General features: G+C 69.9%; 9 protein-coding genes. 3 read left to right on the top strand and 6 right to left on the bottom strand.

What is annotated here, in order from left to right; translation table 11 throughout:
* Position 1: 1 nt before the first annotated feature.
* The 4 genes from ACIRVH_RS05335 to ACIRVH_RS05320 form a co-directional block, all read right to left on the bottom strand.
* On the bottom strand, positions 2-1,738 hold the full coding sequence (locus ACIRVH_RS05335) for a SulP family inorganic anion transporter (RefSeq protein ID WP_403948368.1): 1,737 nt from the start codon (positions 1,736-1,738) through the stop codon (positions 2-4).
* A gap of 10 nt (positions 1,739-1,748) precedes the next feature.
* Positions 1,749-4,466 carry a cation-translocating P-type ATPase gene (locus tag ACIRVH_RS05330; protein WP_403948366.1) on the bottom strand — a complete coding sequence of 906 codons (2,718 nt, stop codon included), beginning with the start codon at positions 4,464-4,466 and terminating at the stop codon, positions 1,749-1,751.
* A gap of 41 nt (positions 4,467-4,507) precedes the next feature.
* Complete coding sequence (locus ACIRVH_RS05325) at positions 4,508-5,509, bottom strand: polyphosphate kinase 2 family protein (protein WP_403948364.1); 1,002 nt, start codon at positions 5,507-5,509, stop codon at positions 4,508-4,510.
* Positions 5,510-5,652: 143 nt separating this feature from the next.
* Positions 5,653-8,292, bottom strand: a complete 2,640-nt coding sequence (locus tag ACIRVH_RS05320) for an amino acid permease (protein WP_403948363.1) — start codon at positions 8,290-8,292, stop codon at positions 5,653-5,655.
* Between the two features lie 391 nt (positions 8,293-8,683).
* Between ACIRVH_RS05320 and ACIRVH_RS05315 the strand changes: the two genes are divergently transcribed.
* A complete protein-coding gene (locus ACIRVH_RS05315; RefSeq protein WP_403948361.1) occupies positions 8,684-9,211 on the top strand; it encodes a hypothetical protein in 528 nt (175 codons plus the stop codon).
* Between the two features lie 35 nt (positions 9,212-9,246).
* Here ACIRVH_RS05315 and ACIRVH_RS05310 read toward each other — a convergent pair whose 3' ends face one another.
* Entirely contained in the window at positions 9,247-9,828 is a 582-nt protein-coding gene (locus tag ACIRVH_RS05310) for a hypothetical protein (protein WP_403948359.1), read from the bottom strand.
* A 295-nt stretch (positions 9,829-10,123) separates the two neighbouring features.
* Between ACIRVH_RS05310 and ACIRVH_RS05305 the strand changes: the two genes are divergently transcribed.
* Together ACIRVH_RS05305 and ACIRVH_RS05300 are read left to right on the top strand one after the other, a co-directional pair.
* On the top strand, positions 10,124-10,558 hold the full coding sequence (locus tag ACIRVH_RS05305) for a hypothetical protein (protein WP_403948358.1): 435 nt from the start codon (positions 10,124-10,126) through the stop codon (positions 10,556-10,558).
* A gap of 151 nt (positions 10,559-10,709) precedes the next feature.
* Positions 10,710-11,405, top strand: coding sequence for a DUF899 domain-containing protein (locus ACIRVH_RS05300; RefSeq protein ID WP_403948356.1), 696 nt, complete (start codon positions 10,710-10,712; stop codon positions 11,403-11,405).
* A gap of 38 nt (positions 11,406-11,443) precedes the next feature.
* Here ACIRVH_RS05300 and ACIRVH_RS05295 read toward each other — a convergent pair whose 3' ends face one another.
* The gene (locus tag ACIRVH_RS05295; RefSeq protein ID WP_403948354.1) at positions 11,444-12,121 is read right to left on the bottom strand and encodes a GAP family protein; all 678 of its coding nucleotides are present in this window, start codon (positions 12,119-12,121) and stop codon (positions 11,444-11,446) included.
* Between the last annotated feature and the right edge of the window lie 57 nt (positions 12,122-12,178).

Raw genomic sequence — 12,178 nt, 5'->3', positions numbered from 1 at the left:
GTCACCCGGCGCCGGTGGTCCACCGGGCGCCGGTGCGCCGGCGGTAGGCGGCGACGGCGGCCTCGACCGTGGGGAAGAAGTGGTCCGGGTCGATGGTGCGGGTGAGCCCGTAGCGTTCGATCTTCCGCCGCACCGGGTCCTTGAGCTCGGCGAACACCAGATGGACGTGGTCGGCGTTGAGCGCCTCGTCGAGGTCCTCCAGGACGTCGGCGGCGGTGGTGTCCACGTCGGTCATCGGCTCGGCCGCGACCACGATCCAGCTCGGCCGCGGGTCCCCGTGGGCGAGCCGGCGGACCTGGTCGCGGAAGGTCCTGGCGTTGGCGAAGAAGAGTGGCGCGTCGAACCGGTAGATCACCAGGCCGGGCAGCCGCTGCGCGCCGGGGTAGGAGCGGATGTCGTGGAAGCCCTCCAGTCCGGGCACCCGGCCCAGCACGGCGTCGTACGGCCACCAGGCGCGGCGGAAGACGTTGAGGACGGACAGGGCGACCGCGACCGCGATCCCGGGCAGCACGCCGAGGAACGCGACGCCGAGGAAGGCCGCGAGCGACAGCAGGAACTCGGCGCGGCGCTGCCGCCACAGCCGTACGGTCCCCGGGAGGTCGGCGAGGGACAGGGACGCGACGATGACCACGGCGGCCAGGGCGGGCTGGGGCAGGTTCCGGAACAACCCCGGGACCAGCAGGAGCATGAGGACGATCAGGACCGCGCCGACGACCCCGGTCAACTGGGTCCGCGCGCCCGCCCGTTCCGCCACCGCCGTGCGCGAGCCGCTCGTGCTCACCGGGAAGCCCTGGAAGAAGCCCGCGGCCAGGTTGGCGGCCCCGATCCCGGCCATCTCCTGGTTGCCCCGGACCTCCTGACCGGTGCGGGCCGCGAAGGCCGACGCGTTGGAGATGGTGTCGGCCAGGGAGACCACGGCGATGCCCAGGGCGCCCGCGGTCAGCGGCCCGAGGTCGTCGAGCCGGACGTCGGGCAGGGTGAACGGCGGGAAGCCCTTCGGCAGTACCCCGACCAGGCCGACCCCGTGCTCGCCCAGCTCGAACACGGCGGCGGCGCCGATCGCCAGCACCACCATCACCAGCACCGCGGGCACCTTCGGCAGCCGGCGCTGCAGCACCAGCAGCAGCACGACCCCGCCGATGCCCACCGCGGCCGCGGCCGGTACGACCGCCCCGGCGGCCAGCTTCTCCACGAGGCCGACGCACTCCCCCAGCAGCGTGTCCGCCTCGACCTTGAAGCCGAGCAGCTTGGGCAGCTGTCCGATCAGGATGGTCAGGGCCAGCCCGTTCATGTAGCCGATCATCGTGGGCTTGGAGATCAGGTCGGCGACGAAGCCGAGCCTCGCCACCGAGGCCAGGATCATCACGAGCGCGACCATCAGGGCGAGCATCGAGGCCAGGGCGACGGCCCGCTCGGGGTCTCCGCCCGCCCCGGCCAGCGGGAGCACGGTGGCGGCGATCATCGGCCCGAGCGAGGAGTCCGGGCCCAGCACCAGGATCCGGGACGGTCCGCAGACCGCGTAGCCCAGCAGGCACAGGATCGACGTGTACAGGCCGGTGATCGGCGGCAGGCCCGCGAGTTCGGCGTACGCCATGCCCTGCGGCACCAGCAGTGTCGTCAGGACGACTCCGGCGACCAGGTCCTTGGCCAGCCACTCGCGCCGGTAGGACGACACGGCGCGGACCCCGGGAACGGCCCGCAGCCGGGTCAGTACCCGTGCGATGGTGTGCCGCGCCATCTGAGGCCTCTCACGTCCTCATGGCCCGCCTGGCGACGAACTTGCCGAGCTCCCACAGCCCGAGCAGCACCAGCGCCGGCACCAGCGCCCAGCCGAACTGCCGCACGTTGATCTGTGTCGTGCCCAGCAGCCGCCGGAACCCGTCCATCTGCGTGACCAGCACCGCGAGGACGAACTCCACGAGCATCGCCCAGTTCATCTGCTTGCTGTCGAAGCTGGCGGTGGTCAGGACGGTCTCCGTCTCGCTGCGGCATTCGAGCGCGGCCACGATCAGGCAGAGCGCGAAGGACGTGAACGCGATGGACTGGCCGACCGCGGTGCTGCCGTAGTGCGACTCGCCGAGCTTGATCAGGGCGAGCAGGCTGATCGTGATCACCAGCCCGGACAGCCCGACCGTGACCATCACGCTCCTGGTCAGCACGGGTTCACCACGCGGACGCGGTCGGCGTTCCATGAGTCCGGGGCTCTGCCGGTCGAAGCCGAGCGCGAAGCCGAAGGCCGCGTTGACGAAGAAGTGGATCCACAACACCTGGGCCGGGCTGAAGGGTTCACCCGCCGCGATGTTGAACAGGGTGGCGCCGAGGAAGGTCAGCACGAACACCACGAGGAGCACGAGGACGAAGCGGATGTACTTCGTGAGGTTGTCGTAGATCTTGCGGCCCTGCTCGACGGCGAAGACGATCGTCGCGAAGTTGTCGTCGGACAGCACCATCCGCCCGGCGTTCTTGGCGACCTCCGTGCCGGAGCCCATGGCGATGCCGATGTCGGCCGCCTTGATGGCCGGGGCGTCGTTGACGCCGTCCCCGGTCATGGCCACCACGTCGCCCTTCTTCTTGAGCGTGTCGGCTAGCAGCACCTTGTGTTCGGGGGCGACGCGGCCGACCACCCCGATGTCGTCGATCCGGGCGAGCCGCTCGCTCTCCGGCAGCGCGGCGAACTCGGCGCCGAGGAGCGCCTCGCCCTCGATGCCCAGCTGCCGGGCGATGGCGGCGCCCGTGACGACGTCGTCGCCGGTCACCATCCGCACCCGGATGTGCGCGGCCTGCGCGTCGGCCACGGCGGCCCGCGACTCCGCTCGGGGCGGATCGACCATGCCGACCAGGCTCGTCATCTGCAGGTCGATGACGTGGGCGAGCAGGTCCCCGCCCGGATCGAAGGCGGCCGGGTCGAGGTCGCGGCGCGCGGCGGCCATCACCCGCAGCCCCTCGCCGCCCATGCGCTCGACGTGCGTCTGGGCCCGCTCGCGCAGCTCCGTGTCCCAGGGGACGGTCGTACCGTCGCGCAGCGCGGTGGCGGCCCGGGCCATGACCGCGGGTGCCGCCCCCTTCACGAAGCACCGCACGACGGGACGGCCGGTCGCGTCCGTGGCCGAGTGGAAGGTGGCCATCAGCTTGTACGACGGGTCGAACGGCAGCGTGGCCAGCCGGGGCAGACGCTCCCGGGTGGCGTCGATGTCCAGCCCGGCCTTGTGGCCGAGCACCAGCAGGGCGCCCTCGGTGGGGTCACCGACGACCTTGCCGTCCACGAGCCCGGCGTCGCTGGCGACCACGTAGGGCAGGATCGCGTCCTCGATGCCGGGCGTGCTGCCGACCGCGTGATGGACCTTGCCCTCCAGGCCGTAACCGGTGCCGGAGACGGTGTAGCGGTCGCCGGGATCGATGACCTCCACGACGGTCATCTGGTTCATGGTGAGCGTGCCGGTCTTGTCGGAGTTGATCGCCGAGGTGAACCCCAGCGACTCCACCGACGGCAGGTCCTTCACGATCGCCTGACGCCGGGCCAGGTCCACCCCGCCGATCGACAGGATCGTCTGGGTCACCGTGGGCAGGGCCTCCGGGATGGCGGCGATGGCCAGCGAGACGGCGCTCACGAACAGCGCGTCCCACGCCTCGCCCCGGCTGCGCCCCAGGGCGAACATCACGATCATCGTCAGTCCGGCCACAGCCATGATCCACAGGGTGAGCCGGTTGAGCTCCTGGTCCAGTGGGGAGGCCTCGCGGGGTGTCGCCGACAGCATCCCGGAGATGCGGCCGAGTTCGGTGCCGGCGCCTGTGGCCGTGACGATCACCGTCGCGCTGCCGTGCGTGACCGGCGTGTTCATGAACGCCATGTTCGTCCGGTCCCCGGGGCCCAGGTCGGCGCCGGCCAGGGTCGTCGCGTCCTTGGCGGCGGGCACGCTCTCGCCCGTCAGCGCCGACTCGTCGATCTGCAGGGCGCTGGCCGCGATGATTCGGCCGTCGGCGGGGACCTCGTCCCCGGCGGTGAGGAGGACGACATCGCCGACGACCACGTCCTCGGCCGGGATCTCGGACTCCGTCCCGTCCCGGCGCACCCGGGCGGTCGCCTTCAGCATCGACTTGAGCGCGTTCATGGCGCTCTCCGCCTTGCCCTCCTGCCGCATGCCGACGACCGCGTTGAGGATCGTCAGCACGACCAGCAGGATGCCCGTGCTCCACTCCGCGATCAGGAACGACACCACGGCGGCGGCGACCAGGACCAGCTGCATGTAGCTGCGGTACTGGGCCAGGTAGCGGCGCCAGCCCGGCAGGGGTTTCTCCTCCGGCAGCGCGTTCGGACCGTTCGTCCGCAGCAGCTCCGCGACCCTCGCCGAGGACAGCCCCACGGCCGGATCCACCTCGAACCCGGCGGCGACCTCCTCCACAGAGCGCGCATACCAGGCCCGGTCGTCCGTCGCCCCCTCGTGCGGGGCATCCGTCTGCGCGGTCATGGCACGCGCCTCCTCTCAGCCGTTCCCGTCAGCCGTGTCCGTCAGCCGTTCCCGCCGGAGTGCTTGCCCTTCTTGCCGGGCTTCCCGTTGTCTGATTTGCCTTTGGAAACCAACTCGGCGTACGGGTCGGGCGCGGCACCCTTGGGCGCCTCGCGCTCCAGCTCCCGCCTGACCTCGGCCAGCCCGCGCCGGGTCTCGTCGCTGACCTGCGGGTACTGGGGATTGATCTCGATCAGCGTGTGCGCCACCACCGCGGCCGCGCAGACACGTGCGAACCACTTCCGGTCGGCAGGTACGACGTACCAGGGCGCCCATTCCGTGCTGGTGGCGGACAGCATCTGCGAGAACGCGCGCTGATAGTCGTCCCACCGGCCCCGCTCCCGGACGTCGGCGGGCGAGAACTTCCAGTTGCGCTCGGGAACATCGATGCGCTTGAGGAAGCGGATCCGCTGCTCCTCCTTGGACAGGTTCAGGAACAGCTTCACGATCCGGAACCCGTTGTCGGTCAGATGACGCTCCCAGTCGTTGATCGCCCGGTACCGCCTCTCCCACACGTCCGGTCCGCGCACCGAGTCCGGCAGCCGCTGCCGGTCGAGGTTCTCCGGGCGCACCCGTACAACCAGGACCTCCTCGTAGTGGGACCGGTTGAAGATGCCGATCTCGCCGCGCCCCGGCAGCCGGCAGGTGTAGCGCCACAGATAGTCGTGATCCAGCTCCTCGGCCGAGGGCACCTTGAAGCTGGACACCCGCACCCCCTGCGGATTGACGCCGCTCATCACATGGCGGATCGTCCCGTCCTTGCCGCCGGCGTCCAGCGCCTGCAGGCACACCAGCACTCCATAGGTGTCCTGGGCCGCCAGCCGCCGCTGGTAGTCGGCGAGCAGCTCGACGCCGGTGCGGAGCAGCTCGACGCCCTCCTTCTTCTTCCGGATACCCGCCTTGTAGCGGGGATCGAAGTCCTCCGCCAGATGCACCCTCCTGCCGGGCTCGACCCGCAGAGGCCTGATGAACTCCGCTATGCGTTCGGCCCTGTCATCGGCCATCATCCGCCCGCCTTCCGCCCTGGCCCGACCCGCCGGCCCGGCCTCGCGCCGGGGCGCCTTCCCGACAGGATCGAACCGATCGGCGGGGCCGGCCTCACCCTCCGCGGGTGGTTGCTCCGGAGAAGCATTCGGCGGGCGAGGCGCTACTGGCCGTCCGCCGGCTGCAGGTCCTGCTCGGTCCAGATCGTCTTGCCGGTGGGGGTGTAGCGCGTGCCCCAGTGGTGGGTCATCTGGGCGATGATGAACAGGCCCCGGCCCCCCTCGTCGTCGTTCTCCGCGTGCTTCAGGTTGGGCGTGGTGTGGCCGGTGTCGGAGACCTCGCAGATCAGGTTCCGGTCGCGGATCAGGCGTACCTGGATCGGGCCGCCGCCGGCGTAGCGGATGGCGTTGGTGACCAGTTCGCTGACGATCAGCTCGCTGGTGAACGCCAGGTCGTCCAGTCCCCAGTCGCCGAGCTGCTTCGCGACGGCGGAACGGATGGTGGCCACCGCCGCCGGGTCCGAGACCAGGGCCCACTGGGCGAACTGGTTCCGGTCGAGCATGCGGGTGCGGACCGTGAGCAGGGTCGCGTCCACGTCCACCGCGCCGGGCAGCAGGGTGTCCACCACCGTGTCGCACAGCCCTTGCAGGGACCTGCAGTCGCCGGCGAGCACCTGGGACAGCTGCGCCAGCCCGGCCGCACGGTCGTCGGCCGCCTGGAGGAGGCCGCCCGTGAAGAGGGCGACGACACTGCCCGGCGGGAACTCCAGTTCCGTGCTCTGGTAGGGCGGGCCACCGACTCCCAGCGGCGGCCCGGACGGCAGCTCCGGGCACTCGACGACACCCGGGTGCGGTACGACGGCCGCCAGCACCGAGTCCCCGGCCCGCGCCAGACGGCACTTGCCCGAAGCGGGGTCGTAGACCGCGTACAGGCAGGCCACGCCCATGACCGCGGCGGTCCGCGGCCTCAGGTGGCCGGGACCGTGTCCGGTCCTGCGCTCCCGCGCGGTCTGCTCGGCGAGGTCGCCCAGGCGGGACAGCAGCTCGTCCGGGCTCAGGTCCAGGCGGGCCAGGACGCGTACCCCCGTGCGCAGCTGCCCCATGGTCGCGGCGGCCCGCAGACCGTGGCCGAGCACGTCCCCGACGACCAGGCCGACCCGGCTGCCCGACAGGGGGATGACGTCGTACCAGTCGCCGCCCACTCCGGACCCGCTGTCGGCGGGCTGATAGCGGGCCGCCGAGTCCACGGCGGTGTGCTCCGGCAGATGGCGCGGAAGCAGGTTCCGCTGGAGTTTGAGGGCCACCGTGTGGCCACGGGTGACCACCGGCATCAGCAGGAAACCGATCAGCAGGGCGCCCAGGCCGAGGACGGTGACCCCGCCGGTCGGTCCGATCAGCGGCAGGTCGACGCTGGTCGTGCCGTACCGCGGGTTCGCGTAGACGACGAACGTGGCGTACAGGAACAGCAGGAGCATGATCAGCCCGCCGAGCGCCGGGAACACGCCCTTGAAGACCATGTCCCGGGCACTGCGGGTGAGGACCTTGCGGTAGTACCAGAGGCAGGCGAAGCCGGTCAGTCCGTACTGGAACGCGATCGCGAGCCCGACCGAGTCGATCGAGTCGACCACGACGTTCTGGCTGAACGACGTCAGCAGGATCAGCAGGGCGATCGAGACCGCTCCCATGCCGATGGTTCCCCAGGTCGGGGTGAGAAACCTGCGGTGGATGCGGGCGAACCGGGCGGGGACGGCCTTGTGGACCGCCATGGAGAAGACGGTCCTGGCCAGGGGCAGGATGGTGGTCTGGGCGGAGGCCAGCGCCGAGGTCAGCACCATCAGGATCAGCAGTCTCGACAGGACCAGCCCCGTTTCGTGGCTCCCGAAGACGGCATCGCCCAGTCCGGAGAACACGTCGTCCGAGTTGTTCGGGTTGCCCAGCCCGATGCCCGTGGTGCCGACTCCCGCGAACGCCTGCGCCGACGTGGACACGAGCCCGTACATGACCAGGAGCAGCACGGTGGACAGGACCGCGGCGCGCCCGGGGACGCGTGTGCTGTCGACGGTCTCCTCGTTGACCGAGAAGGCGGTGTCCCATCCCCAGTAGATGAAGACGCCCGCGAGGACGCCCGAGGTCAGGGCCCGTGAAGAGGTCACCTCGAAGGGGTTGAACCAGGAGGCGGAGACGTGGATCGCCGTCGCGGGAGGATCCGAGTACACCCTGACCAGCGCGGCGACGGCGAACAGGATCAGCATCAGCACTTCCAGGCAGAGCAGCCAGCGCTGGACGGCCGCAGAGAACTCGATGCCGACGTAGCAGATCGCGGTCAGCAGGATGATCCAGACGATGCCGGCCACCGTGGTCCACAGCCGGCTCTCCCCCAGTGCGTCCAGGCCCACCAGCCGAAAGCCGTAGACACCGGCGATCTCGGCGAGGTTCACCATGACGATGATGTTGGCGACGATGAGGCCCCAGCCGCCCATCCAGCCCGTGCGCGGTCCGAAGGCGCGGGTGGCCCAGGTGAAGGTGGTCCCGCAGTCGGCGTTGCTCGCGTTGAGCTCCCGGAAGGCGTACGCGACCAGCAGCATCGGAATGAAGGCCAGCATGGTGACGATCGGGGCCTGCAGTCCGACTCCGGCCACGATGATGCCCAGCGTGGCGGCGATGCTGTACGCCGGGCCGGTGGAGGCCAGGCCCATGACCACCGAGGAGAACATGCCCAGGGCGTTGCTCCTGAGCCCTTTCCGGCCGACTCCCGTCCCGGGCGCGGGGCGGCCGACGGACTCGACGCCGCCAAAGTGCCTCACACTTGATTCCAACGCCGGGCCACTGCCCTCCGCAACAGCGCGGGGGCGTCACCGCCGGGTCCCCTCCGCACCCGGGCCGCGTGTACCGGTCAGTTACGGGGAGTCCCGGGGCGGGCCTTCAGGAGTCGACGTAGGAAACCTCGCGTCCTCACGCCCCCGCCGTTCAAGTCGACGCCGCGCAGGGCACAGGCGCATCCCGCGAGGCCCGGACGGGCGACCCGGACTCCGTGCCGCACGCGCCATGTGAAGCTCACATCCTGCTCAGAAGATCCACGGAAGCCGACGTTCCGCCCCTCGCCGCTGACATGATCAGCCGCGAGTGATCAGTCGATCCCCGCGCGTCACCACCCTGAACCAAGGAAGAAATGTCATGCACACATCCAATGGGGCTTTGCGTACCCTCGCAGGACTGAGCATCGTGTGTGCCGCGCTGCTCGCTCCGCTGACCGCCTGCACCTCGGACCACACCGAGGCCAAGAAGCCTGCGCAGCCCTCACGTTCGTCCGATCCGGGTTCGGCAGAGGTGACGGCCACTCCGGGCAGCAGTGGACAGCCCTCGGCCCAACAGCCCCCGGAACTGGACGCCGACGAAACACTCGCCGGCCGACGGAAGGCGACCACCGGCAACGCGAGCTTCGCCTTCGGCAAGGGCAAGAAGGGGGACGCCCTGATCGTCGCGGTCCGCTGCCAGGGCACAGGCAAGATCAAGGTCGCCGTGCGGCCCGCACACGCCTCTTTCCCGCTGGAGTGCCTCGCCGACCAGGTCAGCACCACCTACAACCAGCTGGCTGTCAGCGGCGTGGATCGCAGCGGTGTCGTCTCCGTCGAGGCTCCCTCATCCGTGCGCTGGTCGATGACCGTCGGCCGCGGTGCACCCGCACAGGAGGAGGCCCCCACGGCGACGACCGAGTCCCGCTGACGGCTGCCCGTGCATCAGTCGTCGCTGTCGGCCGTTCAGTCCAGGAAGTAGGACCAGAACGGGATCGTGGCGTACTGATGACCTTCGGGTGTGGGCACGGGCCGGCCGAACTCGTGGTGGAAGTAGTCGACCAGATCAGTGCCGTAGTAAATGATGTCGGTCTGGTACATCGACAACACCGGTGTGCCCGTGCGGTCGGGATCCGCCGGCAGGTACCGGTGCGAGTGGATCGGCACCATGACCGGGACCTTGGCCAGGTACGTGCGAGCCACCTCCAGGGCGTCCTGCATGCCCGTCGGCCTCAGATCCCAGTCCGGATGCCAGAAACCGTTGCGCTCCACGTCGAACAGCACTCCGTCCACCGGCCAGGCGAGCCGTTCCGCCAGGTCCTCCGGGTCGCCGTCGCGCCAGTCGGGCCAGTTACGACCCCCGGTCGGCAGTCCCGCACCCAGGAGGGTCCGGTGCTCCGGAGCGAAACGGAACCCCCAGCGCTCCTCGACGCGATCGAGTTCCCGCTCGCTCATACCCGGCTCGAGCTCGACTCGGGCAGGGAGCATGGCAAGCAGGGCCTGGGCGCCTTCTGAGGTCAGCGGGTTCTCGGGACCGATCGGAGTCATACGCCGAACGGTAGGACACCCCGGGGCCGGCCGGCAGACGAATTTCGCCGCGATCACGGCTCGGGGCTCGGGCCCCGGCGAAGCCGACACCACTGGCCGCGGCGCTGGAGTTGAACATGTTCAGAAATGCTGCCAGCATGACGGGGCCGCGACCGGCAAGCCGTCGCATCACGACGGCCTTTGATACTGCCGTTCCCTTGGGGGGCTGATGCTGCGCCACTCGTCCAGCCTCACCCGAGGGCGGCAAGCGGTGTTCGCCGCCTGCCTGTTCGCGCTCACGGGATGCAATCCCCACATGTATGACGACGTGCCCGCGCTGCAGGACGTGAAGCGGGCAGAAGTGCCGGGTTCGTGGCTCGGCCACGACCGGACGAACGTCGCCTTCCGGCCCGACGGCAAGGCCGACATCCGCCTCCTGGACGGACAGGAATTCGACTTCGCCGACAGGTGGCGCCTGTCAGGCACCGGAACCTGGAAGCTGACCGACGAGCGGACCGGGTGGAACGACGGCCAGCACGTCCGACTGACTCTCACCGCACGCACCGCGGTGGCGACACGAGCACCGGAGCCGGACGACCCACCCGCCCCGACGACGGACATCCCCCCGCCCCCCAAGTCCTACACCTGGACATTCGAGCTGCGGCGCAACGACAAGAAGGCACTCGAGCTGTACTTCTTCTTCGGCGACCCGGACTCGCGCAGCACGTACGTCCTGCAGAGAGGCGAGTAGCCGGGACACCGCACCCGCCGGTCCGTGATCGAGAAGTCGGCCGGCACCCACGACTCGGCCCGCCTCGTCGGCCGTCGACCGATGAGTTCCGGAGCCCGGTGGAGTCTGCCTCTGCACAAGCGAAAGCCGCACACAAACTCTGTGAGGGACCATGACCACTCACGCACTACCGCCCGTCGTCGACGCAGCGACCTGGGAGCGCCGACTGGAGGCACTGCGGGCCCGGGAAAAGGCCGCGACGCGGGAGCTCGACGCCATCGCCGCCGAGCGTCGTCGCCTGCCGATGGTCGAGATGCCCGACTACGTCCTCGAGGGCGAGGACGGCCCCGTTCGACTGGCGGACATCTTCGAAGGCAAGAGGCAACTGATCGTCTACAACCACATGTGGTTCGCCGGCAAGGAATGGCAGTGCCCGGGCTGCACGGGGTTCACCTCGCAGTACACCCGCCTGGAGTTCCTGGACGCCTACGACGCGCGATTCGTCGTCGTCACCCAGGGTCCGGTCAAAGAGGCACTCGCCTACAAGCAGCGGGTCGGCAACCAGATGGCGTGGTATTCGACTGCCGACAGCTCGTTCGGGGCCGACGTCGGCGCACCGCCCGACGGAGGTTTCGCGGTCAACGTGTTTCTGCGCGACGGCGACACCGTCTACCGCACCTGGCACACGAACGGCCGGGGTACCGAGCAGCTCAGTCACACCTTCGCGCTGATCGATGTCCTGCCGTACGGGCGGCAGGAGGAATGGCAGGACTCGCCGGAGGGCTGGCCCCAGGCGCCCACGTACAGCCGGTGGGCGACGTCCGAGGACATCGCCGCGCTCTACGGCCCGGGCACCGGCGACGGCTGAACCCTGCGCGATCGGCATCGGCGCGGGCGCCGACACGGTCAGGAGATCAGAACGCCGATGCCGTCGCCCAGCAGCTTCAGCCCGAACACGAAGAACAGCACCGCCATGACGGCCATGTTGTGCCGCGCCGCCCATTCCTTCCAGTTGCCCAGCATGTTCTTCGCCCGTTCACCCATGACCAGGAAGACCCCCAGTGGAGTCAGCAGCCCGATGGAAGCGATGAAGACGAAGATCGCCAGCGTGGCGATCTGCTCTCCGACCGGCAGCCCCGACGAGCTGATGGTCGCTGCCGCGGCAATGGTCAGTGGGGCGTTCTTCAGGTTCCCGGCCGACAGCACGAGGGCGAGAAGGAAGATCTTCCCCGGTGTGAAGCGGTCGACGGCCGCCATCCATTTCGGCAGCTGTGCCTGCGTGACGTCGGTAGGGCGATGACGCCAGAGCCGCACCGCGAAGAGAGCCAGTGCCACGCCCAACGCGAGTTTGAGAGCCCCCACCCAGTCGGCCGGCTGCCCGTGGGTGGCGGCACTCTCCTGGCCGCCGATGGCCAGCATCACCGCGCCCAAGGCCGACAGCCCCACCACCCAGCCGGTGGCGAACACCAGGCCGTTCACGCGTCCCCGAGGCGTGGCCAGCACGATGATGATGGCGACGATCGGAAGAGGACTGACGGCGACACCGGCGGCCAAGCCGAGCACATCGCCCAACACTTCACCCATGCGTAAAGAATCAACGACAGCGCACGGTCCTTGCCGCATGGGCGCGCGGCACGCGAG

It is taken from the genome of Streptomyces sp. NPDC101165, assembly GCF_044768135.1.
Taxonomy (GTDB): domain Bacteria; phylum Actinomycetota; class Actinomycetes; order Streptomycetales; family Streptomycetaceae; genus Streptomyces.
This window is presented reverse-complemented; position numbering and strand designations above follow the sequence as displayed.

Bases quoted from the DNA above. Each gene is read 5' to 3' on its own strand.
- ACIRVH_RS05335 (WP_403948368.1), bottom strand. From the start codon at position 1,738: ATGGCGCGGCACACCATCGCACGGGTACTGACCCGGCTGCGGGCCGTT.
- ACIRVH_RS05330 (WP_403948366.1), bottom strand. From the start codon at position 4,466: ATGACCGCGCAGACGGATGCCCCGCACGAGGGGGCGACGGACGACCGG.
- ACIRVH_RS05325 (WP_403948364.1), bottom strand. From the start codon at position 5,509: ATGGCCGATGACAGGGCCGAACGCATAGCGGAGTTCATCAGGCCTCTG.
- ACIRVH_RS05310 (WP_403948359.1), bottom strand. From the start codon at position 9,828: ATGACTCCGATCGGTCCCGAGAACCCGCTGACCTCAGAAGGCGCCCAG.
- ACIRVH_RS05305 (WP_403948358.1), top strand. From the start codon at position 10,124: ATGTATGACGACGTGCCCGCGCTGCAGGACGTGAAGCGGGCAGAAGTG.
- ACIRVH_RS05300 (WP_403948356.1), top strand. From the start codon at position 10,710: ATGACCACTCACGCACTACCGCCCGTCGTCGACGCAGCGACCTGGGAG.
- ACIRVH_RS05295 (WP_403948354.1), bottom strand. From the start codon at position 12,121: ATGGGTGAAGTGTTGGGCGATGTGCTCGGCTTGGCCGCCGGTGTCGCC.